A 24,247-nucleotide genomic window follows, 5' to 3' on the forward strand; every position below is an offset into this window, starting at 1 on the left:
GTGCAAGGATACGAACATGATCGACATACTCGTTACCTCAACGGATGAGGCGCGGCTTGTCGGGCTGCTGCGCCTGATCGCCGAATGCGGCACCTATCGCACCACGCGGGTGAACGGCCGGCCCCTCGAACTCGCCGGCCGCGCCGACACGCTCGAAGCGTTCGACGCGCTGATCGTCGACGCGCAGTCGGTGCAGGGCGCGGACCTCGCGGCGGTGAGCGAACTGTGCCGCCGCCATGAGCACCTCACGTGCATCCTGCTGCTCCCCGAGGCGTCGCCCGAGGCGCTGATCGAAGCGATGCGGGCGGGCTTTCGCGACGTGCTGACCGGCAGGCCCGAGCGCGGCGCGATCGGTGAGGCGCTGCAGCGTGCCGCTGGGCGGCGCGGCCAGCGCGGCGCGCGCGCCACGCGCATCGTTTCGTTCATGTCCTGCCGGGGCGGTGCAGGCACGAGCTTCATCGCGGCGAACGTCGCGCACCTCGTCGCGTCCATGCATGCGCAACGCGTGCTGCTGATCGACCTGAACCAGCTCTACGGCGATGCCGCGTTCCTCGTGACGTCCGAGACGCCGCCTTCGACGCTCGATCAGCTTTGTGCGCACGTCGACCGCATGGACGCGGCGTTTTTCGATGCGAGTGTCATGCATGTCGGCAGCCACTTCGACATCCTGGCCGGCGCCGGCGATCCGATCAAGGCAGGCGAGATCCGTCCGGAGCGGCTCGAATGGGTGCTCGGCGTCGCGATACCGCGCTACGACTGCGTGATCCTCGATCTCGGGCAGTCGATCAGCCCGCTTTCGATGCTCGCACTGGATCGCAGCGACGAGATTCACGTCGTGCTGCAGACGAGCATGCCGCACCTGCGCGCGGGGCGCCGGCTCATGGATATCCTCCAGTCGCTCGGCTACGGCCACGACAGGATCCGCGTCGTGCTGAACCGCCATACGCGTTACGGCGAACAGGCGCGCGAAGCGGCGCCCGGCGTGCTCGGCATGAAGCCGCAGCAGGTGATTGCCGACGACGCGCGCGCGGTTGCCGATGCGCTCAATCAGGGCGTGCCGATCGCAGACGCCGCGCGCGGCAGCCCCGTGACGCGCAGCCTGCAGGCGCTCGCCGCGAACATCGCCGCACCGGTGCGCGCAACCGGCAGCACGAGCGCGAAGGGCGAGTCGCTCTTCGCGCGCCTCGTCGGCAGGCAGGCGACGCCGAAGCTCGGAACCCTTTAACGGAGACATGCCATGTCGCTTCGTGAACAGATCATCGGGCAGCGCACGGAGGTGGGCGGTGCGGGGAGCGCCGCCGGCCGCGCCCAATCCGACGCCTATCAGGCGCTGCGCTTCGAGATGCATCAGGCGGTGCTCGAACGCGTCGAGCTCGAACGGCTCTCGCGCATGCCGCAGGAACAGATCCGCCAGGAGATCACGGCGCTGATCGGGCGCATTCTCGAGGACCGCAAGGCGCCGGCCAGCGACGCCGAACGCAGGCAGCTTTCCATCGACGTCTACGACGAGATGTTTGGCTTTGGTCCGCTCGAGGCGCTGCTTCGCGACCCGGGCGTGTCGGACATTCTCGTGAATACGGCGCGCCAGACCTATGTGGAGCGCAAGGGGCGGCTCGAACTCACCGACATCCAGTTCTACGACGATGCTCATCTGATGAAGGTGATCGAGAAGATCGTCTCGCGCGTGGGCCGGCGGATCGACGAATCGAGCCCGATGGTCGACGCGCGTCTGCCGGACGGTTCGCGCGTGAACGCGATCATCCCGCCGCTGGCCGTGGACGGCCCGCTCGTCTCGATCCGGCGCTTCGCCGTCAAGCCGCTGCAGGTGGCCGACATGGTCAGTTTGCAGACGCTCACGCCGCCCATGGCCGAGGTCCTCGACGGCCTTGCGCGCGCGAAGGTGAACATCCTGGTTTCGGGCGGCACGGGCAGCGGCAAGACGACCTTGCTCAACGTGCTCTCGGGCTTCATTCCCGACAACGAGCGCATCGTGACGATCGAGGACGCCGCCGAGCTGCAGCTGCGCCAGGCGCACGTGCTGCGGCTCGAAACGCGGCCGCCCAACATCGAAGGCAAAGGCGAGATCACGCAGCGTTCGCTCGTGCGCAACGCGCTGCGCATGCGGCCGGACCGCATCATTCTCGGCGAGGTGCGTGGCGCCGAGGCGCTCGACATGCTCAACGCGATGAACACCGGTCACGAAGGGTCGCTTGCAACGATTCACGCGAACACGCCTCGCGACGCGCTCACGCGCCTCGAGAACATGATCAGCCTGGGCGGCATTGCGTTGCCGCCGCGCACGATGCGCCAGCAGATCGCCTCGGCGATCTCGGTGATCGTTCAGGTCGCGCGGCTGACCGACGGGCGCCGCAAGATCCTGAGCATCTCGGAGATCACCGGCATGGAAGGCGACGTGGTCAACATGCAGGAAATCTTCGCGTTCCGGCGCAACGGCATCGATTCGGGCGGCAACGTGCGCGGGTATTTTTGCGCAACCGGTGTGCGCCCACAGTTCTGCGACCGGCTGTCCGCCTTCGGCGTGAACGTGCCGGATGCGGTCTTCGACCCGGGCCGTCGCTTCGAGACGATCTGAATCCTGCTCGATCCTTGCAAGGAGAAACGCATGAGCTCGACATTCATCACGGCGGCTGTGCTCCTGTTCGTCGCCGTAGTGCTGGGATGCCAGGGCGTGTGGGAGTGGTGGAACAGCCGCCACAGCGCGGTGGCCCGCCGGCTGCAGGCCCGCCTGGAAGCGTTGGCGGCGGGGGGCGAAGCGCGCAAGGAAACGCTCTCGATCCTCAAGTCCCGGCGCTTGAGCAACTCATCGTTGCTCGACCGTGTACTGAGCATGACGCCCGGTATTCGTGCGCTCGACGCTTTCATCATGCAGGCGGGCGTGCGCTGGTCGGTCATGGAGTTCCTTGGCATGTGCGCGGGGCTCGCGCTTGCGGGGGGCGCGGCCGTATGGTTCGTGCATCTGTCGCCGTTGGCGGTGCTCGCGGTTGCCGTGACCGGTGCGCTCTCGCCAGTCGTCTATATACGGTGGCGCCGCGCGCGCAGACTGCTCCAGTTCGTGCGCCAGTTGCCCGAAGTCTGCGACATGCTCGTGCGGGCGCTGCGCTCGGGGCATGCCTTCTCCGGCGCGATCGACCTCGTCGGCACGCAGTTCGCCGAGCCCGCGGGCGGCGAATTCCGCATCACGTTCGATGAGATCAACTATGGCGCATCCCTTGGCGACGCACTGACCGGACTCGCGAACCGCATGCCGGTGGCCGATCTGCGCTACCTCGTGATTGCCGTGCTGATCCAGCGCGAGACGGGCGGGAATCTGGCCGAGCTGCTCGAGGGTATCGCGAGCCTTGTCCGTGAGCGCTTCCGGCTCTTCGACAAGGTCCGCGTGCTCGCGGCCGAAGGCAAGCTGTCGGCGTGGGTGCTCGGCTTGCTGCCGTTCGGCTCGGCGGCGCTCATCCACGTGACCAATCCCACCTTTCTCGCCACGCTGTGGACGGATCCGGCCGGCGTGATGCTGCTTCAGATCGCGGCGTTCGACATGGTGTTCGGGGCGCTGTGGATTCGACGCATCGTGAGAATCCGCGCGTAGGCCGGGCTGGTTTTCAAGCAGAAAAAGACAGATTTCGACGGGGAAATATCATGCAAACGCTCGGCACAACGCAGTGGCTGTTGCTCGCCTGCCTGTTCGGCGGCGTGTGCGCGCTGACCTTCGGTGCGCTGTACGCGCTCTCGCCGCGCAATATGCGCCGGCGCATCGAGCAGGCAACCGGTGAGGGGGGCGAGGGCGGCGTGGCCGCTGTGGCAGTCGCAGGCGCAGGCGGTCACGGCGAGTCGGCATGGCTGGAGAAGCTGGCGGACCTTTCGGCGCCGCTTTCGAAGCTCTCGGTGCCGAGGGACGGCTGGCATGTCTCGGCGCTGCGCGTGAAGCTCATGAACGCGGGCTGGCGTGCGCCGGGCGCCGTGGGCATCTACTTCGGTGCGCGCACCGTGCTGGCCATCTCGCTTCCGCTTGCGGCAGCCGCGTGGCGCGTGGGGGCGATGGCGCAGCTGGATCCGGGCCAGTTGCCGATCCTGCTCGTCTCGCTCGCCGCCGTGGGCTACTACTTGCCAGGTGTTGTCTTGTCGCGCTGTATCGCGCGGCGCAAGCGGATCATCTTCGAGGACTTTCCGGATGCGATCGACCTCATGACCGTCTGCGTCGAAGCGGGCCTGAGCCTCGATGCGGCCATGATGAAGGTGGCCGAGGAGATCCGGCTGCGCAGCCCGGTGATCGCGAGCGAACTCGATTTGATGCTGCTCGAAATGCGCTCGGGCTTCTCGAAGGAGAAGGCGCTGCGCAACTTCGCGATGCGCACCGGCGTGGAGGACATCGACGGCTTCGCGACGATGCTGATTCAGGCCGAACAGTTCGGCACGAGCATCGGTGCGTCGCTGCGCGTGCTCTCCGACACGTTGCGCACGCGCCGGCGCATGCGCGCGGAAGAGCAGGCGGCGAAGATCGCGCTGAAGCTGCTGTTTCCGCTGATGTTCTGCATCTTCCCGACGCTGCTCCTCGTGCTGATGGGGCCGGCGTTCATCAGCATCTACCGTTCGCTCGGGCCAAGCCTCTCGGGCGGCAATTGAGCGCGATTTCGCTGTGGATGGCACACACGCAGGGAGACACACATGAAACAAGCGATAGCAGGCGCGGCACATCGGGCGCTCGTGGCCAGGCGGCGTAAGGCCGTCACATCTGGCCGGCCTGCCCGGCGGTCCCCGCGCGGCGAGCGCGGCTCGACGATCGTCGAATTCGCACTGGTCTTGCCGATGTTGTTGATGCTGTTGTTCGGCATCGCGGAGATTGGCTTCATGCTCTACGACAAGACGGTGATCACCAGCGCGAGCCGTGCGGCTGCGAGGCAGGGCGTGGCGTTTGGCGAAACCTCGACGGGGCAGCCGGTCTACCTCTCTGCCTCGGCAATTCAGTCCATCGCGACAGGCGGGCTTTCGAGCATGCTGATCGGCCTCGGCAAGGCGACGACGCCCACGGTCACGGTCACGAACTGCACGGCGGCAAACAGCTGCACGACAGGCACCGGCTGCACCTCCGGCAACTCGTTGACGGTTGCCGTGAGCTACACGTTCCAGGGGCTCGTGCTGGGAGCGGCCATCAGCCCGTTGCCCGCTTCGTTCAAGAACGCGCTCACGCTCACGTCGTCCACGATGATGAGTTGCGAATAAGGGCGCCACGCACCTGCAAACATTGTGAGGTCCAACATGGACAAGATGACTCGACGTCGGCACCCGGCGCGCATGCCGCGACTTTCGCGCCGCGAGAAAGGCACAGTCGCCATCCAGGTGGCCGTATTTCTCACCATGCTGCTTTTCGCCGCCGCAATTGCGATCGACATCGGGCGCTGGGTCGTCGTGCGCCATCAACTGCAAAATGCCGCGGATGCGGCAGCGCTTGCCGGGGCTCATACATTGCCGGGTCAACTGGCGGCGAGCGCCGTACCCGCCACCTGGACGGCTGCCACGACCGCGGCGGACACCGCGGCCACGCAATATGCAGGCGACAATTCCGCCAACGGGAAGGCGGCTTCGGCGCAAACCATCCTTGTCGGCTATTACGACGTTGCCAACGTGCCGGCGGCGAATGTTCCCACGTCTTTGTCGCAAACCATCACGTCGCCCACCGACAAGCCCGCCGTGCTCGTCACCGTCGGGCTGGCCGGTGGCAAGAATTTGCCGCTCACGCTCGGACAGATGTTCGGCGTGACAAGCGTGCAGGCGAGCGCAACGGCCGTTGCCATCATCTCCGCGCCGGGCACTGCGCTGCCGGGTGTTCTTTTTCCGATCGCCATGAACCAGTGTGTCTATCAGAATCCTTCTTACTGGAAGAACGGCCAGCCGATAGCGGGTCAGGAGATCCAGCTCGGCAATGGAGCAATGACCGGCTACGCTCCGCTTTCAAACTGCACCGGCGTGGCCGCGCAGTGGACAGCCCTCACACTCGACTCGAATCCGGGGGCGTACGGTCCTTGCTCAGGCATGAGCCCGAGCAGCGTTCCAACGATCGATTGCCTGATGACCAACGGCAACGGCCCCTCTCTGACGGTCGGTAACAACATCTCCATCCAGCCGGGCGTGAAGACGTCGATCTACAACAGCTTCCCAGTGACGCCTCCGATGCAGGTGACGCTGCCGGTCGTCGCAGACGGGTCGACCATGAGTGCCGGCGGCGGTGGCGACACGCCTATCGTCGGCTTCGCGTCGTTCGAGATTGACTACGTGATCGGGGCGAACAACAACGTGCAGCCGCCGTGCAACTCCAACCCGGTCTGCGCGAATTCCAAGGGCCAGCCGCCTTGCACCAAATGCCTGATCGGGCATCTCACCTCGGGTCTCGCAGGAGGCACGACCGCCGGTGGCACGACGGCGTCGTACTACGGCGCGGTCACGCCGCCGATCCTCGCCCAGCTGCCTTCGGGGGCGTGGTATTGAGCACATGTCGATGCACACTGCTGCAAAGCCGTGCGAAAAAAGTATTTCGCGCTACGCAATAATTACGCGCTTCGTTTCAACGCGCAATCTCGGAGGAATTTGAGTACCCGCAAACCCCTTGGAAATCAGCCGTATTTATTGGCGATCGCTTGATCCGCTTCCGGCCACGTAGCGTCCCCGTTTTAGGCGCCGCGCGTAGAATCGGTCGCACTTCGGCGCCACACGCCGATGCAAATACGGCAGTCAATTCAAACCGGTTTGATGAGGAGAATGCGAATGACGAAGGCAGCGATTCTGGCGGCGGCATGGGTAGTGGGCGTAGGCATTTCGCAGGCGGCGTTAGCGCAAAACGACGCGCCGGCGTCGGCGCCGCAAGGGCAAAGTGCGCTTGCCAGCGCAGCGCAGGAAGTGATCGCCAACGCAGAGCCGGTGCATATTCACGCGAAGATCGTCGGCATCGATCGCGCTGCGCGCGTCGTCACGCTGCGCGGCCCGCAAGGCAATGAAGTCGATATCGCACTCAGTCAGCAGGTGAGCAACTTCGATCAACTGAAAGTGGGCGACACGGTCGACGTGCTCTACAAGAACGCACTGCTCGTGACCGCTGAAAAGGTAACGGGCAAGGACAAGGGCATTCGCAAGCGTGTGGACACCAATGTTTATTTGCCCGCGTCGTCGGGTTACGACGCCGCGCGTCAGGTCGAAGTTCAGGCCACGGTGCAGCATATCAACGCGAAGAAACGTGAAGTGACGTTGCGCGGCGCGTATCAGACCGTCACGCTGCAGGCCACGCCTGATATCGACCTCAAGACCTTGAAGGTCGGCGACACGATCCACGCCGTGTTCGTTTCCGCTTACGCGACGCAGGTGACGCCGGCCGGCGCGGCGCAGTAAGCGTAAAAAAGCCGGCGCATAGTGGCGCCGGCTTGTGCGATCCGAACGGGCGCCTGCGAAGGCGCCCGTTTTTTTCGTGGGCTTACATGCCCGCCATGCACATGTACTTGATGACCACGTAGTCATCCACGCCGTAGTGCGAGCCTTCGCGGCCCAGGCCCGACTGCTTCACGCCGCCAAACGGCGCAACTTCGTTCGAGATCAGGCCGGTGTTGATGCCCACCATGCCGTATTCGAGCGCTTCAGCCACGCGCCACACGCGGCCGATGTCACGGCTGTAGAAGTAAGCAGCGAGACCGAACTCGGTATCGTTCGCCATCCTGATCACTTCTTCATCCGACGAGAAGCGGAACAGCGGCGCGAGCGGACCGAAGGTTTCGTCGCGCGCAACCTTCATCGCGGGCGTGACGCCGGTGAGGATGGTCGGCTCGAAAAAGCCGTGGCCGAGCGCATGGCGCTTGCCGCCTGCGATCACCTGGGCGCCTTTCGCGAGCGCGTCCTCGATATGCGATTCCACCTTCAGCACGGCCGCTTCGTTGATGAGCGGACCTTGCGTCACGCCGGCCTCCGTGCCGAGACCGACCTTGAGCTTTTCAACCGCGTCGCGCAATTTGGCCGCGAACGCGTCATACACGGCGTCGTGCACATAGAAGCGGTTCGTGCACACGCAGGTCTGGCCGCTGTTGCGATATTTCGATGCGATGGCGCCCGCTACGGCCGCGTCGAGATCGGCGTCTTCGAACACGATGAACGGTGCGTTGCCGCCCAGCTCCAGCGAGACCTTCTTGACGGTCGAGGCGCACTGGCTCATGAGCAGGCGGCCCACCGGCGTCGAGCCGGTGAACGAAAGCTTGCGCACGGTCGGGTTGCTCGTGAGTTCGCCGCCAATCGCCTTCGGGTCGCCCGTCACCACGCTGAAGATACCGCGCGGCACGCCAGCGCGCTCGGCCAGCACGGCCAGTGCGAGCGCCGAGAACGGCGTGGCTTCGGCGGGCTTGAGCACGATCGGGCAGCCTGCCGCGAGCGCGGGGCCGACCTTGCGGGTGATCATCGCGGCGGGGAAGTTCCACGGCGTGATCGCGGCGCACACGCCCACCGGTTCCTTCGTCACGACGATGCGCTTGTCGTTGGCGGGCGTGGGGATCGTGTCGCCGTAAATGCGCTTGCCTTCCTCTGCAAACCATTCGAGGAACGACGCGGCATAGCCGATTTCGCCCTTCGCTTCGGCAAGCGGCTTGCCTTGTTCCGTGGTGAGGATCAGCGCGAGGTCATCGGCGTTTTCCATCATCAGGTCGTGCCATTTGCGCAGGATGCTGCTGCGCTCCTTCGCGGTCTTCGCGCGCCATGCGGGCCATGCAGCATTGGCGGCGGCGATCGCGCGGCGCGTTTCGGCCGCGCCCATGCGCGGCACCGTGCCGATCAGCGCGCCGGTGGCGGGGTTCTTCACTTCGAACGTTGCGCCGTCTTCGGCGCCTTGCCATTCGCCGTTGATATAGGCGTTGGTTTGCAGCAGCGATGCGTCTTTCAGATTCATGCCCGAACTCCCGGTAGGCGTAGATTCGATTCGTTTAGAACGACGAACGGCACAGCGGCAATCGCCGGTGTGCCGTTTCGTGGATGGCCCGCGACATAGTCCACTGCACGCGGGCCTCAAAGTTGTGAAGGCTTACGCCGGCACGCCCATGGCTTCCTTGATCGACTCTTCGAGGATCGCGAGCGCTTCGTCGAATACGGCGTCCTGGATCGTCAGCGGGAACAGGAAGCGCACGACGTTCGAGTACACGCCGCACACGAGCAGCAGCAGGCCGCGGTTCAGCGCAGCGGTTTGCACGCGCTTGGTGAAGTCGGCGTCGGCTTCGTTCGTGCCGGGCTTGCAGAACTCCACGGCGTTCATCGCGCCCGGGCCGCGCACGTCGACGATTTGCGGCACGTCGGCCTTCATCGCGTTGAGCTTGGCCTTGAGCTTGTCGCCGAGTTTCGTGGCGCGCTCGCAGAGCTTTTCCTCTTCGATGATCTCGATCACGGCGTGCGCCGACGCCACGGCCAGCGGGTTGCCCGCGTACGTGCCGCCGAGGCCGCCAGGCGCTGCGGCGTCCATCACTTCCGCGCGGCCCACCACGCCCGACAGCGGCATGCCGCCGGCCAGGCTCTTGGCGATCGTCATGAGGTCGGGCGTGACGTCGTAGTGCTCCATCGCGAACAGCTTGCCGGTGCGCGCGAAGCCCGTTTGCACTTCGTCGGCGATCAGCAGGATGCCGTGCGTGTCGCAGATCTTGCGCAGGCCGCGCACGAAGTCTGCGGGCGCCTGGTAGAAGCCGCCTTCGCCTTGAACCGGTTCGAAGATGATCGCGGCCACGCGCTTCGGATCGATGTCGGCCTTGAACAGCATTTCGATGTGCTTGAGCGAGTCAGCCGTGCTGATGCCGTGCACCGAGTTGGGGTACGGAGCGTGGTACACGTCGGCGGGGAACGGGCCGAACGCGAGCTTGTACGGAGCGACCTTGCCCGTGAGCGCCATGCCCATCATCGTGCGGCCGTGGAAGCCGCCTGCGAAGGCGATCACGCCCGGACGGCCCGTGTGGGCACGTGCGATTTTCACGGCGTTTTCCACGGCTTCGGCGCCGGTCGTGAAGAACGCGGCTTTCTTGGCGAAGCTGCCCGGTGCACGCTGGGCGATCTTCTCGGCCAGCGAGACGTACGACTCGTACGGCACGATCTGGTAGGCCGTGTGCGTGAAGCGGTCGAGCTGCGCCTTGATGGCGGCGACGATCTTCGGATGGCGGTGGCCCGTGTTGCACACGGCGATGCCGGCGGCGAAGTCGATGAAGCGGCGGCCTTCCACGTCCCACAGCTCGGCGTTTTCAGCGCGCTCGGCGTAGAAGTCGCACATCACGCCCACGCCGCGCGGGGTAATGGCGTTCTTGCGGCTTTGCAGATCGGCGTTCTTGCTCACGTTCATCTCCTGTGGAATCGGTGTCAGTTCTAGGGTTGGTTGGCGGACCGGCAAACAGTCCATGTCGCGACTATACTCACGTTTGGCTCTAAATTTCAGAGCCATTCAGTGCAATATTTAGGAGCCAATTTCGATGCGTGCGAGTGTTCTCTCCGATTGGCTGGCCCAACGGCTCGACCGCGGCAGCGCCCAGCCGGTGTACCGGCAGCTGCACAAGCTGCTGCAGCAGGCGATCCTTTCGCGCGAGCTGCCTGCTGGCGCGCGGGTGCCGTCGTCGCGGCTGCTGGCGGCGGAGCTGGGGATTGCGCGCAATACCGTGACGCAGGTCTACGAACAATTGGTGCTCGAAGGCTATGTCACGTCGGCCACGGGGCGTGGCACCTTCGTGGCCGATACGTCGCCCGACGAGATCGTCGGGGCGACGGAAATTGGCTCTATTCAGACGCGGAAAAATGGCGATGTTTCAGGAGCCGTGCTGCCTGCCGGGGGGCTTGCAACTAACAGCCAGATCGCGCACGGCGCGGAGTCTGTCGCTGCGGTGGCGTCTGGCGTTCCAGCGGCAAGCGGCCCGGAGACCGTCGCCGCCGGCCATTCGCAGCGCCCCGCGGCGCGCTCGCTCTCGGTTCGCGGCGCGCGCCTGATCGGAAGCGCGGGCGTGTCGAAGCGTCAGGGCGGCGCGTTCATGCCGGGCGTGCCCGATGTCTCCCGCTTTCCCTCGCGCGTATGGACGCGTCTGCACAACAAGTACTGGCGCAGCCTGCGCCCGGACCTGCTGACCTACGCGCCTGGCGGCGGCCTCGCGCTGCTGCGCCACGTGCTCGCCGACTATCTGCGCACCTCGCGCTCGGTGCGCTGCTCGCCCGAGCAGATCATCATCACGACGGGCATCCATCAGTCGGTGGACCTGGCCGTGCGCCTGCTCTCCGACCCCGGCGACACCATCTGGACCGAAGACCCCTGCTACTGGGGCGTGCGCAGCGTGCTGCACGTCTCCGGCCTCAACACGCGGCCGATCGCCGTGGACAGCGAAGGCCTCAATCCGTCGCCGGAAGACTTCGCCGCGCCGCCGCCGCGGCTCATGCTCGTCACGCCTTCGCACCAGTATCCGCTCGGCATGGTGATGAGCCTCGCGCGCCGCCGCATGCTGCTCGAGTACGCGCGCCAGCACCAGTGCTGGATCATCGAGGACGACTACGACAGCGAGTTCCGCTACGGCAGCCGTCCGCTCGCCTCTTTACAGGGGCTCGATACGGCGGGGCAGGTGATCTACGTGGGGAGCTTCGGCAAGACGCTCTTTCCGGGCTTGCGCGTGGGCTATCTCGTTGCGCCGGAAGCGCTCGCGGAAAGCTTCGCGACCGCGAGCGCGGAGTTATATCGCGAGGGGCAATTGCTGCAGCAGGCCGTGCTTGCCGAATTCATCGCCGAAGGGCATTTCACCTCGCACATCCGCAAGATGCGCGCGCTGTACGGCCAGCGCCGCCAGGTACTGCTCGACGTCGTTTCGCGCCGCTACGGCGACGCATTGCCCGCCATGGGCGGCGACGCTGGCCTGCACGTCGTCATGCAATTGCCCGAGGGCAGCGACGACCGCGCCGTGGCCGAAGCCGCGCTCGCGCGCAATATCGTGGTGCGGCCGCTTTCGGGGTATTACTCGTCGCGCGAGCGCGCGAACCCGGGCTTGTTGATCGGCTATGCGTGCGTGCCCGATGAGGAAATCGCGCCGGCGTTCGAGACGCTGGCCGAGGCGATCGATACGACGCTACCCGCGTTCGTGTGAGCGACTACGGGCCGGTCACAACCGGATCAGCACCGCGCCACAGGTGACCAGCGCGCACGCGACCATGCGGCGCGCCGTGAGCTTCTCGTTCATGAAGAGCCAGCCGATCAGCACGGCGAAGATCGACGAAAGCTCACGCAGCGCGGAAACCATCGCGATAGGCAAGAAGCGGAATGCCTCGATCACGAGGCAATACGCCGTGAGGGCGAGTACGCCCGCGAGCATGCCGCGCGCGACCGCGGACTTCGACGTGAACATCTGCGCAGCGCCGCCGCGCAGCTTGCAGACCACGAGAAACTGCGGGACGTTCCAGAGCAGATACACCCACATGATGTAGCTGATGCCGTTGCCGGCCAGGCGCGCGCCGATGCCGTCGATGACCGAATACATCGCGATGAAAAGGCCGGTGAGCAGCGCATACGGCACGCTCTCGCCTGAAAAACGCATGCCGCGCCGGAAGGCGAGCGACATGATGCCGAGCGAAACGAGTGCAACGCCGGTAGCCGCGAGCGCATGCAGTTCTTCATGCGCGAACATGAGCGCGCCGCCGAATACGAGCATCGGCGAGAGCCCCCGCGCGATGGGGTAGATCTGCCCGAAGTCGCCGCTGCGATACGCGCGGATCAGCGTGAAGCAGTAGACGAACTCCAGCACCACGGAAGCGGCGATGTACGGCCAGCTCGCCTGCGCGGGCAGCGGCAGCACGCACACGCCGATCGCGCTCACGACAATGTACGGCACCGAGAACATGCCGAGCAGCCAGAGGCGGTCGCCCGAAAGATGGAGGAAGGCGTTCCAGCTCGCGTGCATGAGCGCCGAGAGCAGGACCAGCAAGACGACGAAACTGGCCATGAGGCAGCAGACTGGTTCGGTAGGTTAGGGCGGATGCGGGCCGTTGCGGCCGCAAGGAAGCGATTATTCCACCGATTGCCCGTGATTGCCACAAATTGCCACAAATCGCCAGAAAAGAGGATGCACGAGCCGTTTTATCAGGATTCTGTTCTGGCTCGCGCGGGGTGAGGTGTGCGTTGGGTCGAACTGCGGTGTCAGATCACGCGCGCACGCAGTCTTGCGGAGATGAGATCGATGGCCGTGACGACGACGATCACCATGATGAGCACGGCACTGGTCTGCTGATAATCGAACGAGCGGATTTCCTCGTACAGCACGACGCCGATACCGCCCGCGCCCACCATGCCCACCACCATCGCCGAGCGCACGTTCGATTCGAACCGGTAGAGCGCGTAAGAGATCCACAGCGGCATGACCTGGGGCAGCACGCCGTAGACGATCTCGTCGAGCGGCGAGGCGCCCGTTGCGCGCACGCCCTCCACGGGGCGCGGGTCGATGGCTTCCACGGCTTCGGCAAAGAGCTTCGCGAGCACGCCCGTGGTATGCACCCACAAGGCGAGCACGCCTGCGAACGGCCCGAGGCCCACGGCCACGATGAAGAGCATCGCGAACACCATCTCGTTGATGGCGCGGCACGCGTCCATCAAACGCCGCACGGGATGCAGCACCCACGCGGGCGCGAGATTGTGCGCCGACATCAACCCGAACGGCACCGCGCAGACAATGGCGAGCGCCGTGCCCCACAGCGCCACCGCGACCGTGACCCACATCTCGTGGGCATACGTGCGCCATTCCGTGAAGTCCGGCGGGAAGAAGCCGCGCGCGAACGTGCCCATGTTCGCGGAGTCGGAGAAGAGGTCGAGCGGGCGCATGTCGGCGCCGTGCCACGCCACGCCGAGCAGCACGAACACGATGGCCCAGAGCACGAGCGAGGACCAGCTGCGCTTGCCTGCCTGCTTGCTCGCCGCGAGGACGGCCGCCGCTTGGGCCGCTTGGGCCGCTTGAGCCGCTTGCGGCGCGGCGGCGGCCGGCGTCACCGCCGGTCCGGCGACGGGCTCGGTAACGTCGGCCTGCCGCACGGCGCGTGAGCTGTCGAAATCCATTGCGCCCATTACTGCTTCGCGAGTGCGCCGATCTTGGCGTCAATGGCCGCGATCTGGCTCTTGCGGTCGTCGTCGGAGAGATTCGTGTTGGCGGCGATCTTCTCTTTCTGCTGGAACAGCGCGACCTGGCGGATCGGCAGGAGCTGCGCGTCGGTGGCGGGCGCGAAGCCTGCATAGCCGGTGATGTCGGCCATGATCTTCTTCTCGCGCGGATCGGTCTTCGCGTAGTGGTAGAAGAAGTCGCGCAGCTTCTGCTTGGTGGCTTCGGGCAGATCCTTGCGATACACGAGCGGATCGGACGGAATGAGCGGCGAGGTCCACAGCACGCGCACCTGGGCAAAGCGGTCCGGGTGCTTCTGTTGCAGCGTGGAAAGCTCGATGCTGTTGTTGGTGGCGATATCGACCTTGTTGTTCACAACGGCGAGCAGGTTCGCTTCATGGCTCGACGGCAGCACGGTCTTGAAGTTCGTCGCGTTCACCGAAATGCCGTGCTGCGCGAAGAGGTAGTAGCCCGGAATCAACGTGCCCGAAGTCGAATTGGGGTCGCCCCAGCCGAGCGTGAGATCCTTAGTATTCTTGAACACATCGTCGATCGTCTTCACGCGGCTGTTCACGTTGGTGATGAGCACCGACTTGTAGCCCGTGTCGCCGTTCGCGTAGAGCACCTTCGCGAAGATCTCGCCATTCGAGCGGTCCACGGCTTCCATGGCCGAAGCATTGCCGAAGTAGCCGATCTGCACCTTGTTGAAGCGCATGGCTTCGATGATGCCCGAGTAGTCGGTGGCGAAGAACGCCTTCACGTTCAGGCCGGTCTGCTTGTTCAGGTCGTCGATGAACGGTTGCCAGCGTTGCTTGAGCACCGCAGACGAATCGGTCGAGATGATGCCGAAGCTGAGGTCTTCCGCGTGAGCGGCCGCGCTGCCGAGCGAAGCAAACGCGACGGCGCCGGCGGCGCACCAGGAGAGCATGGAGCGGAGCAGTTTCATTGGGGCGGTCCGTGGTGAGGGGAAACGTTGCGGGTTGAAAATGGGTTGAGTGACTACGCCGCGCGAGGCTGCGCGCCGAAGCGCGTTGCAACTGAAGGTGCGGCATCGGGCTCGAGCAGTTCGCGCGCGGCGCTGCCATAAAGCTGTTGCAGCAGGGCAGGCGTGAGCGCCGCAGAAGCGCCGTCGTACACCACGCGCCCGTCGCGCAGCGCGATGGTGCGCGGGCAATACTCCATGGCGATATCCACCTGATGCAGCGAGACGATCACGGTCAAGCCGTGATCGCGGTTGAGCATGCGCATCATGTCCATGACGCGGCGCGACGATGCGGGGTCGAGCGAGGCGATCGGTTCGTCGGCGAGAATGAGGCGCGCGCGCTGCACGAGTGCGCGGGCGAGCGCCGCGCGCTGCTGCTGGCCGCCCGAGAGATTCGCGGCGCGCTCAGGGGCCTTGTGCGCAATGCCCACTTCACCGAGCGCGGCGAGCATCAGCTCGCGCTCGGCTCGCGGAAAGCGGCCCGTGAGGCGTCGCCACAACGGCAAGCGCGACAGCGCGCCGATCAGCACATTCGTTTCGACCGTGAGGCGATTGACGAGATTGAACTGCTGAAACACGAAGCCGATGTCGCGGCGAATGCGGCGCACTTCGCGCACGATGCGTCCGTCCTGCTGAATAGGACGACCAAGGATCTCGATGCGCGAAGGCTGCGGGTCGGACGCGGTAAAGCCCGCAATATGACGCAGCAAAGTCGATTTGCCCGAGCCCGATGCGCCGATGAGCGCGACCATCTCGCCAACGCCTACGCGCAGGTTGATTTCGTCGAGTGCCTTGCGGCCGCTGTCGAAGCTTTTCGAGAGGCGTTCGATGCGAATGGCGTCCATAACAATCCGTCGCTGTGTAGTCGAGGGCTCATTCTAGGAAGCGACTGTGACGGTTGAGTGAAGGTGTCGCGACGTCTAGACGACTACATGTTTTGCGGCTTCGCGCGCAGAGAAAACAACGCGAGAGATGTGACAGAGGCATGACGCCAAACATCTGTCACGCTCAATATCGGAGGAAGCGGCTATATTGATGGGCAGCGCGCATGCTGTCCCTGGTTTTCCTGACTTATTGCTGACTCATTGTCGACAGGAGCGGCGGGCGCAAGGCAGTTGTAGACAATGCGGCCGCGCAGCGCGACCCGGCGTTGGGCGGACCCATCCAGACAAGCGACGAAACCCGGCGCCATATGCAGGCACTGAGCTTCCTACCCGACAGCTTCGCGGAATACGAGGACCTCAAGGCGATCCTCGACGCTGGCGCACGCTGGTTCGACATTCGCAGCGCGGGCGAAGTCGAAGTGCGGGGCCGCACCTTTGCACTGCATGTCGCCGCGATCGGCTCGCGCGATCCGGCCGCGCCCGCCATTGGTTTTTTCGGCGGCATACACGGGCTCGAGCGCATCGGCTCGCAACTGGTGCTGGACTACATGCGCGCGTTGGTGGGGCGTCTCGCGTGGGACGAACTGCTCATGCATCAGCTCGAATCCGTGCGTATCGTGCTCGCACCGATCGTCAATCCGGGGGGCATGTGGCTTGCCACGCGCGCAAACCCGAACGGTGTGGATCTCATGCGCAACGCGCCGCAGGACGCCGACGAACGTGTGCCCTTTCTCGCGGGCGGACAACGTGTGGGCTCGTGGCTGCCGTGGTATCGCGGCAGGCGCGGCGCGGCCATGGAAACCGAGGCGAGCGCGCTCCTGAAGATCGTCGATGAAGAACTCACGCAGCGCCCGCTTTCTTTCGCGCTCGACTGCCATTCGGGATACGGCTGGAGTGACAGCATCTGGTTCCCGTACGCGCGCACGCGCCGGCTCATGAGACATCTGCCTGAAATGTACGTGCTCAAGACGATGTTCGAGCGCGCGCATCCGCATCACGGCTACACGTTCGAGCCGCAGAGCCATCAATATCTGCTGCACGGCGACCTGTGGGACTGTGCGTACGATCGTGCGCCCGCCGGCAACATCTTCCTGCCGCTCACGCTCGAACTGGGCTCGTGGCTATGGATCAAGAAGAATCCGCGCCAGATTTTCTCGCGCCAGGGCATGTTCAATCCGGTGATGCAGCATCGCACGGCACGCGTGCTTCGGCGTCACGCAAACCTGTTCGAATTCCTCACGCGCGCCGCGTATTCGTCGCAACGCTGGCTGCCCGAGGGCGTGACGCGCGAACAGGTGCTGCAAAGCGCGATCGCGCACTGGTATCACAGGCCGGGCGTATGAGCGGACCGTGGATCTTGCTGCGCGGCCTCACGCGCGAATCGCGCCATTGGGGTGCGTTTGCCACGCTGCTCGCCGCGCGCGATGGCGTGTTGCCCATCGACCTGGCGGGCAACGGCACCGAAGCGCACGCTCGCTCGCCGCTAGCAGTCGGCGCCTATGTGGACGCGCTGCGCGAGCAGGCGCAACGGCGCGGCGCGAGCGCGCCTTACCGCGTGCTGGCGATGTCGCTGGGCGGCATGGTGGCGACGGAGTGGGCGCTGCGTTACCCCGGAGAGATCGAGCGCCTCGTGCTCGTGAATACGAGCATGCGGCCGCATAGCCGGGTGTACGAGCGCTTGCGGCCCTCGGCGTGGCCCGCGCTCGTGCGCGTGGCGCGGGATTGGGAGGGCAACGACAGCAACGGTATTGCCGAGAGGCTGATCCACGGCCTAACCTGCGCGCGGCGCGACACGCTGGCCGCCGACCTCGAAGCGTGGCGCGAGATCCGCGCGGGCGCCCACGTGAGCCGCGCGAACGCGCTACGCCAGCTAGCTGCCGCGGCGCGCTTCAAGGCGCGCGGCGCGCCGCGCTGTGCGGTGCTCGTGGTGTCGTCGCGCGGCGACCGGCTTGTGAATCCCGTTTGCTCGACCCGGCTCGCGCGGGCCTGGGGCGCGCCACATGTGGAACATCCGTGGGCGGGGCACGATCTGCCACATGACGATCCGCAATGGCTCGTCGATGCGCTTCACGCGGGCGATATGGCCGCGAACGCCGCGGGCCAGGCCGCCGGGCGCGTCTGAGCGGCTGCGCAGCGGCGCCGCCCGCATCGCCCGTTTGGCGATTGCCCCATAATAGGAAAATTCATCCGGCACTTTCAGGGCGATTCCAGACATGAACGACAAACCCGCCATCGGCGCTGCGGTGCCGCGCCTCACGAGCCTTTCGCACGGCGGCGGTTGCGGCTGCAAGATCGCGCCGGGCGTGCTTTCCGCGCTGCTCGCACGCAGCACGCCGCTCACCACCGCGTTTCCGAACCTGCTGGTCGGCACCGAGACCGCCGACGACGCCGCCGTCTACAAGCTCAACGACGAACAGGCGATCGTCGCGACCACGGACTTCTTCATGCCGATCGTGGACGACCCGTACGACTTCGGCCGCATCGCCGCGACCAACGCGCTTTCGGACGTCTACGCCATGGGCGGCAAGCCGATTCTCGCGCTCGCGCTGGTGGGCATGCCCATCAACGTGCTGCCGCACGACGTGATCGCGCAGGTGCTGCGCGGCGGCGAGGACGTGTGTGCGGCGGCGGGCATCCCCGTGGCAGGCGGCCATTCGATCGACTCCGTGGAGCCTATTTACGGGCTCGCGGCGCTCGGCGTGGTGCATCCCGAGCGCGTGAAGCGCAACGCGTCGGCCGAAGCCGGCGACGTGCTCGTGCTCGGCAAACCGCTGGGCGTGGGCGTGCTCTCCGCCGCGCTCAAGAAGGAGATTCTCGACGACGCCGGCTACCGGGCCATGGTGACCGCCGCAACGATGCTCAACAAGCCCGGCGCGACACTCGCCGAACTGCCGGGCGTGCACGCCATGACCGACGTGACCGGCTTCGGTCTGCTCGGCCACACGCTCGAGATCGCACGCGGAGCGAATCTCACGGCGCGCGTGCGCTACGCCGACCTGCCGTGGCTGCCGGGCGTGCAGAAGTTCGTCGATGAGGGCGTATTCACAGGCGCCTCGGGCCGCAACTGGGCTTCATACGGCGACGCTGTCACGCTCGCGCCCGGCCTGCCCGAAAGCGCGCGCACGCTGCTCACCGACCCGCAAACCTCGGGCGGCCTGCTCGTGGCCTGTGCGCCGCAAAGCGTGGACGAAGTGCTGGCGATTTTCCGTGCGGAGGGTTTCAACGACGCGCGCGTGATCGGCGAGATGAGCGAAGGTCCGGCGCGCGTGGAAGCGCTGTGAGGACCGTATGAGCGGAGACTCGCCGAAAGCCATTTTTTACGCGCTCGCAGCGAACTTCGGCATTGCGGTCTGCAAGTACGCAGCCGCCGCATTCACGGGTTCGGGTTCGATGTTCGCGGAGGCGATTCACTCCACGGCCGACTGCGGGAACCAGCTGCTGTTGCTCTTCGGCCTGCGCCAGTCGCGCGAGCCGCCCACGCCGCTGCACCCCATGGGCACGGGCCGCGCGATCAACTTCTATTCGCTGCTCGTGGCGCTGCTGCTGTTTTTCGTGGGCGGCGCGTTCTCGGTGTACGAGGGCGTGCATCGTCTGATCCTGCGCGAGCCGCTCCGATTCGTGTACGTGGCGCTCGTCGTGCTCGGCATTTCCGTCGTGCTCGAGGCGTTTTCGCTCTATGGCGCGCTGCGCGAGATCCGCAAAGGGTCTCCTACGAAATCGCTGTGGCGCTGGGCGCGCGAAACGCGCGACTCGGACCTGCTCGTCGTGGCGGGCGAGGACATCGCCGCGCTCGCCGGTCTCGCCATTGCCTTTGCCGCGGTGCTGCTCACAGTCATCACGGGCAATCCGGTGTGGGACGCATGCGGCTCGATCGGCGTGGGCGTGCTGCTCATGCTGATTTCGTGGTTCATTGCGCGCGAAGTGAAGTCGATGATCGTGGGCGAGTCGGCAAGCCCGGAAATGCGGCGCGATATCGAATCGTTCCTGCGCGCGCGGCCCGAGATTCGCAGCATCATCAGCCTTATTACCCTGCAATGGGGCAAGGAGGTGGTGGTGGCCGTGCAGTGCGAAATGCTCGACTACGACCACAGCCGCACGATGGTCGAAGCGATCAACGAGATCGAAGCCGATCTGCAGGCGCGCTTTCCTGTGGTGCGCTGGGTGTTCTTCGAGCCGGATTTCGTGAACCGGTAAAGCCAAGGCCCGACGGTTACAAAACCGCCGGGCCTTTTCACATCTTCATTTCACATCTTCCCGCGCTTCAAGCTTCAATGCCGAAACGGCGTCCACACGGGCGTGGTGTTGTCCCACTGTTCGAGTTCGGAGGGTACGGTCGAGTTCATATTGGACTCCTACGTGTTTCGTCTTGCAATCGAAATGCCGATGCGTCTTGCGGGTTTATTCGCCAGCCTGCGCAACGCGTTGAGCGTTGTTTGCGTGGCTTTCCTGCAGCGCGATGCGTTGCGCTTGCGTGCGGCCGATCAGGCTTTGCTCGGGATAGCTCGTCTTGTTCAGAGAGGGCAGCGTGCCGTCACGATACGCGGCGGTGATTTCGGCTTTGACTTCGGCGCGGGTTTTCGGGGCGCTGTTGTCCTGTGCGAAGGCCGAAGCACTGGCGGCGAGCGAGAGAACGAGCGTGGCGCCAATGGCGGTTGCGAGAGTGCGTTTCATGATCTGCTCCTTTTCTACTGGTGCCACGTGAGTCGCGGCGACAGGAGCAAATGTAGTTGCGCAGCCGTTTGCGATAAACGGCCGCAACGCGAAAGGAATTGTCGAAAATCCGGAACAATCGCTGCGCCGCACCCGCGAAAGCCTGTGCGGGCGCGGCTTAGAGGGCGGGCGCGGTGCTACGGCGTTATGCGGCCCAGCCTATGCGGCCCAGCCTATGCGGCCCACTCCGAAATCACCGGCGTTTCGAGCGCCGGCGCGTTTTCGCGCTCTTCGAGCGTGCGCATCGTGCAGGCCTTGTCGAGCGAGGCGCGGCCGGAGAGGAGCGGGCAGCGGTCGAACACTTCGGCGATCCAGTCCACGAATACGCGCACTTTGGGTGACAGATGGCGGCTGTGCGGGTACACGGCTGAAATCGGCATGGGCAGTGGCTTGTAATCGGGCAGCACTTCGACGAGCGCACCCGACTTCAGATGCGGCAGCACCATGTAGCGCGGCCCCTGAATCAGGCCGAAGCCTTCGATGCCGCAGGTCACGTAAGCGTCCGCGTCGTTCACCGAGACCATGCTCTTGAGCTTGACCTCCACTTCCTTTCCGTCGACGAGAAAAGCCCAGTCCATCACGCGCCCCGTGCGCGACGAGAAATAATTCACGGCGCGATGTTCGGCCAGTTCTTCGAGCGTTTGCGGCGTGCCGTGGCGCTCCAGATACGAGGGTGCCGCGCACGATACGCCTTCGAAAATGCCGATGCGCCGCGCGACCAGCGACGAATCCTGCAGCGCGCCCACGCGCACCACGCAATCCACGCCTTCCTGCAGCAAGTCGACGGGGCGGTCGGAGAGGCCCAGTTGCAGGTCGATGTCCGGGTAGCGGCCGTGGAACTCGCACAGCGACGGAATCACGATGAGCCGCCCGATCGAGCCCGGCATGTCGATGCGCAGCTTGCCGTGCGGCTTGCGGTTGCGATCCTGGAATGTGGTTTCCGTTTCCTCGACGTCCGCGAGAATGCGCACGCAGCGCTCGTAGTACGCGGCGCCGTCGGGCGTGAGCGAAAGGCGGCGCGTGGTGCGGTGCATGAGGCGCACGCCGAGAAATGCTTCGAGATTCTGAATGATCGTCGTGACCGAAGCGCGCGGCATGTCGAGCGTTTCGGCAGCGCGTGTGAAGCTGTTGGTATCGACGACGCGGGTGAACACCTGCATGGCCTGAAGGCGGTCCATTGCCACTCTCCAAAAAGCTTCGGTCGCACGGCGCACAGCGTTTACAGGAAACGCCCGCGCAGAAAGGGGAGACAGATTGTTCAGGTGCGCCGAATTGTGTTGCCGGATTATAGGCATTTATTTGGAAGTCTGCCGAACCCACAATTCGTTCCATTCGAATCTACTCTCGCGCATTGCGCCGATTTGACATGGATGTCTTTAAACGCCCAACGTCCTGGATCTCCGCGGATGAAGCGCCGCTGGCCGAAGTTCCGGCGGCTGTCCCTGTTACCGCGTCCCCCAGGCCCAGCAAGGCGCGCGCGCTGCTCACGACCGACGTGGTGATCGAAGGCTACGCGCAGCAGATTCCGCTGCGTCTGTACCGCCCCGAAGCTGCGAACGGCCTGCCGGTGTTGCTGTATTTCCACGGCGGTGGTTTCGTGCGCGGGTCGATTGAAGAGGCGGATGCGGTTGGGCGTTTTCTCGCAGAACGCTTACCGGCGCTGGTGGTGAGCGTGGGGTATTCGCTTGCGCCGAAGCACCCGTTTCCCGCCGCACCCGAAGACGCGCATCGCGCAGCGCTGTGGGCGCTCACGCGGGCGCGCGCCTTCGGCGGCAACCCGAAACGCGTGATCGCGGCGGGCCACGACGCAGGCGGCCAGATCGCCAACGTGCTCGCATTCATGGGACGCGATCGCGGCGACGTGAAGCTCGCGGCGCAGGCACTGTTCGCGCCGATGCTGGACCCGAGCCTCACGCGTCTTGGCGACGAGGCGCGCCTGAGTTCCGATATCACCGCAAGCGAATGCGCGGCGTGTTATCGCGCGTATCTGCCCGACGCGGCGCAGCGCATGCATCCGTACGCGGCGCCGCTCGAATCGCTGCGCCTTGGCGGCCTGCCGCCCACGCTCATCGTGACCGCACAGAACGACGTGCTGCACATCGAAGCGGAGAAGTACGCAAGCCGACTGATCGACGCGGGTGTGCGCACCCAGGTGGTGCGCTACCCGAGCGTCTCGCACGCGAACCTCGCCGCGCATCCGGCCGCGCTCAACGAAGCCGTGCGGTTTTTTCAGTGTTGCTTCGACGCGGGCGCGTCATAAGCGAAGCGCCATAGCGGCGGTGCTGCCGAGCCAGTGAAGAACATCAACCATTATTTCTGGAGTCCGACATGTCACTCTTTTCGCAATCCCGAACCCGTATCGCGCTGGCAGTCTTTGGCGTGATCGTGGTCGCGGGCCTGGGCACTTTCGGCGCAATCCGCCTCGACTCGCATCCCGCCGTTGCCGCGGAAGCGCCGCCTGCGCCCGAGGTCGATGTCGCAGCGGTGCTCAATCGCACCATCACCGACTGGCAGACCTACTCGGGCCGCATGGCCGCCGTCGAAAAAGTGGAAATACGTCCGCAGGTTTCGGGCACGATCGTTTCGGTGAACTTCCGTGATGGCGCGCTCGTGAAGCAGGGCGAGACGCTGTTCGTGATCGACCCGCGTCCGTACCAGGCGGCCGTCGATCAGGCCGCCGCGCAGCTTGCCGCCGCGCAGGCGCGCACGGGCTACGCGCAAAGCGACTGGGAGCGCGCGCAGCGCCTGATTGGCGACAACGCCATCGCGAAGCGCGATTACGACGAGAAGCAGAACGCTTCGCGTGAAGCGAACGCGAATCTCAAGGCCGCGCAGGCCGCGCTCGAAGCCGCGCAGATCAACCTCGGCTACACGCGCATCGTCGCGCCGGTTGCGGGGCGAGTGTCGCGCGCGGAGATCACGGTGGGCAACGTCGTTTCGGCTGGAGCCGCCGCCGCGCCGCTCACGACGCTCGTTTCCGTTTCGCCCATCTACGCCGAATTCGACGCCGACGAGCAGACCTATCTCGACTACATCAGCCGCATGAAGGATGGCTCGAAGGTGCCGGTCGAGCTGGGTCTCGCGAACGAATCGGGCTATTCGCGCACCGGCACGATCGAGTCGGTGGACAACCGTCTGGACACCACGTCGGGCACGATCCGCGTACGCGCGCGCTTCGACAACGCCGACGGCGCGTTGGTGCCGGGGCTTTACGCACGCATCAAGGTAGGCGGCAGCGCCCCACACCCGGCGTTGCTCGTGGACGATGCTGCGATCGGCACCGACCAGGACAAGAAGTTTGTATACGTCGTGGATAACAGCGGCAAGATCGCGTACCGCACCGTGCAAACGGGCGGCCAGCAGGGCAACCTGCGCGTGATTCTGGACGGCCTGAAGGCGGGCGACCACGTGGTGGTGAACGGCACACAGCGCGTGCGCCCTGGCATTGCCGTGCGCTCGCACATGGTGCCGATGAACGGCGACCCCGACGCCGATTCGGCCAGCACGGCAGTGAACCCCGGCGCCAAGGCAGCGAAGACATCCTGACGAGCGGCGGG

At 65.3% G+C, this 24,247-nt stretch carries 22 protein-coding genes; 14 read left to right on the forward strand and 8 right to left on the reverse strand.

Annotation, left to right across the window (positions count from 1 at the left end; all coding sequences use genetic code 11):
• The first annotated feature begins 16 nt into the window (after positions 1-16).
• From U5A58_RS14145 to U5A58_RS14175, 7 genes are all read left to right on the forward strand, one after another.
• Positions 17-1,225, forward strand: coding sequence for an AAA family ATPase (locus U5A58_RS14145; RefSeq protein ID WP_321961863.1), 1,209 nt, complete (start codon positions 17-19; stop codon positions 1,223-1,225).
• Positions 1,226-1,237: 12 nt separating this feature from the next.
• The gene (locus U5A58_RS14150; RefSeq protein ID WP_321961864.1) at positions 1,238-2,593 is read left to right on the forward strand and encodes a CpaF family protein; all 1,356 of its coding nucleotides are present in this window, start codon (positions 1,238-1,240) and stop codon (positions 2,591-2,593) included.
• 30 nt (positions 2,594-2,623) lie between these two features.
• Positions 2,624-3,601, forward strand: coding sequence for a type II secretion system F family protein (locus U5A58_RS14155; RefSeq protein WP_321961865.1), 978 nt, complete (start codon positions 2,624-2,626; stop codon positions 3,599-3,601).
• 50 nt (positions 3,602-3,651) lie between these two features.
• Complete coding sequence (locus tag U5A58_RS14160) at positions 3,652-4,635, forward strand: type II secretion system F family protein (protein ID WP_321961866.1); 984 nt, start codon at positions 3,652-3,654, stop codon at positions 4,633-4,635.
• A gap of 42 nt (positions 4,636-4,677) precedes the next feature.
• Positions 4,678-5,232 (forward strand): TadE/TadG family type IV pilus assembly protein, encoded by a 555-nt coding sequence (locus U5A58_RS14165; RefSeq protein ID WP_321961867.1) that lies wholly within the window; start codon positions 4,678-4,680, stop codon positions 5,230-5,232.
• Positions 5,233-5,268: 36 nt separating this feature from the next.
• Entirely contained in the window at positions 5,269-6,495 is a 1,227-nt protein-coding gene (locus U5A58_RS14170; protein ID WP_321961868.1) for a pilus assembly protein TadG-related protein, read from the forward strand.
• A gap of 276 nt (positions 6,496-6,771) precedes the next feature.
• Positions 6,772-7,389: a hypothetical protein gene (locus tag U5A58_RS14175; RefSeq protein WP_321961869.1), complete on the forward strand. Its 618-nt coding sequence runs from the start codon at positions 6,772-6,774 to the stop codon at positions 7,387-7,389.
• Between the two features lie 82 nt (positions 7,390-7,471).
• Here the strand turns inward: U5A58_RS14175 and gabD are convergent, their stop codons facing one another.
• Together gabD and gabT are read right to left on the reverse strand one after the other, a co-directional pair.
• Positions 7,472-8,923: an NADP-dependent succinate-semialdehyde dehydrogenase gene (gabD, locus tag U5A58_RS14180; protein ID WP_321911492.1), complete on the reverse strand. Its 1,452-nt coding sequence runs from the start codon at positions 8,921-8,923 to the stop codon at positions 7,472-7,474.
• 132 nt (positions 8,924-9,055) lie between these two features.
• The gene (gene gabT / locus U5A58_RS14185; protein ID WP_321961870.1) at positions 9,056-10,348 is read right to left on the reverse strand and encodes a 4-aminobutyrate--2-oxoglutarate transaminase; all 1,293 of its coding nucleotides are present in this window, start codon (positions 10,346-10,348) and stop codon (positions 9,056-9,058) included.
• Between the two features lie 127 nt (positions 10,349-10,475).
• On the opposite strand from gabT, the gene U5A58_RS14190 reads away from it, so the two are divergent.
• Complete coding sequence (locus U5A58_RS14190) at positions 10,476-12,119, forward strand: PLP-dependent aminotransferase family protein (protein WP_321961871.1); 1,644 nt, start codon at positions 10,476-10,478, stop codon at positions 12,117-12,119.
• Between the two features lie 15 nt (positions 12,120-12,134).
• Here the strand turns inward: U5A58_RS14190 and U5A58_RS14195 are convergent, their stop codons facing one another.
• From U5A58_RS14195 to phnC, 4 genes are all read right to left on the reverse strand, one after another.
• On the reverse strand, positions 12,135-12,971 hold the full coding sequence (locus U5A58_RS14195) for an EamA family transporter (RefSeq protein ID WP_321961872.1): 837 nt from the start codon (positions 12,969-12,971) through the stop codon (positions 12,135-12,137).
• 194 nt (positions 12,972-13,165) lie between these two features.
• On the reverse strand, positions 13,166-14,074 hold the full coding sequence (phnE, locus tag U5A58_RS14200) for a phosphonate ABC transporter, permease protein PhnE (protein ID WP_321961873.1): 909 nt from the start codon (positions 14,072-14,074) through the stop codon (positions 13,166-13,168).
• Positions 14,075-14,082: 8 nt separating this feature from the next.
• Complete coding sequence (gene phnD / locus U5A58_RS14205; protein ID WP_321911483.1) at positions 14,083-15,060, reverse strand: phosphonate ABC transporter substrate-binding protein; 978 nt, start codon at positions 15,058-15,060, stop codon at positions 14,083-14,085.
• Between the two features lie 53 nt (positions 15,061-15,113).
• Positions 15,114-15,941 carry a phosphonate ABC transporter ATP-binding protein gene (phnC, locus tag U5A58_RS14210; protein WP_321961874.1) on the reverse strand — a complete coding sequence of 276 codons (828 nt, stop codon included), beginning with the start codon at positions 15,939-15,941 and terminating at the stop codon, positions 15,114-15,116.
• A gap of 347 nt (positions 15,942-16,288) precedes the next feature.
• Here phnC and U5A58_RS14215 point away from each other — a divergent pair, with 347 nt between their 5' ends.
• The 4 genes from U5A58_RS14215 to U5A58_RS14230 all read left to right on the forward strand — a co-directional run bounded on the left by U5A58_RS14215 (position 16,289) and on the right by U5A58_RS14230 (position 20,174).
• Positions 16,289-17,323, forward strand: coding sequence for a M14 family zinc carboxypeptidase (locus U5A58_RS14215; RefSeq protein WP_321961875.1), 1,035 nt, complete (start codon positions 16,289-16,291; stop codon positions 17,321-17,323).
• Complete coding sequence (locus U5A58_RS14220) at positions 17,320-18,102, forward strand: alpha/beta hydrolase (protein ID WP_321961876.1); 783 nt, start codon at positions 17,320-17,322, stop codon at positions 18,100-18,102. Before U5A58_RS14215 ends, U5A58_RS14220 begins: the two co-directional genes overlap by 4 nt.
• 91 nt (positions 18,103-18,193) lie before the next feature.
• Positions 18,194-19,261: a selenide, water dikinase SelD gene (gene selD / locus U5A58_RS14225; RefSeq protein WP_321961877.1), complete on the forward strand. Its 1,068-nt coding sequence runs from the start codon at positions 18,194-18,196 to the stop codon at positions 19,259-19,261.
• A 7-nt stretch (positions 19,262-19,268) separates the two neighbouring features.
• On the forward strand, positions 19,269-20,174 hold the full coding sequence (locus U5A58_RS14230) for a cation diffusion facilitator family transporter (RefSeq protein WP_321961878.1): 906 nt from the start codon (positions 19,269-19,271) through the stop codon (positions 20,172-20,174).
• A 204-nt stretch (positions 20,175-20,378) separates the two neighbouring features.
• Here the strand turns inward: U5A58_RS14230 and U5A58_RS14235 are convergent, their stop codons facing one another.
• On the reverse strand, positions 20,379-20,651 hold the full coding sequence (locus tag U5A58_RS14235) for a DUF4148 domain-containing protein (protein ID WP_321961879.1): 273 nt from the start codon (positions 20,649-20,651) through the stop codon (positions 20,379-20,381).
• A 212-nt stretch (positions 20,652-20,863) separates the two neighbouring features.
• Positions 20,864-21,868: a LysR family transcriptional regulator gene (locus U5A58_RS14240; RefSeq protein WP_133187772.1), complete on the reverse strand. Its 1,005-nt coding sequence runs from the start codon at positions 21,866-21,868 to the stop codon at positions 20,864-20,866.
• 188 nt (positions 21,869-22,056) lie between these two features.
• Here U5A58_RS14240 and U5A58_RS14245 point away from each other — a divergent pair, with 188 nt between their 5' ends.
• Entirely contained in the window at positions 22,057-22,950 is an 894-nt protein-coding gene (locus U5A58_RS14245) for an alpha/beta hydrolase (protein WP_321911473.1), read from the forward strand.
• A gap of 68 nt (positions 22,951-23,018) precedes the next feature.
• Positions 23,019-24,236 (forward strand): efflux RND transporter periplasmic adaptor subunit, encoded by a 1,218-nt coding sequence (locus U5A58_RS14250; protein WP_321961880.1) that lies wholly within the window; start codon positions 23,019-23,021, stop codon positions 24,234-24,236.
• The last annotated feature ends 11 nt before the right edge of the window (positions 24,237-24,247 follow it).

The sequence above is a fragment of the Paraburkholderia sp. J7 genome (assembly GCF_905220155.1).
Taxonomy (GTDB): domain Bacteria; phylum Pseudomonadota; class Gammaproteobacteria; order Burkholderiales; family Burkholderiaceae; genus Paraburkholderia.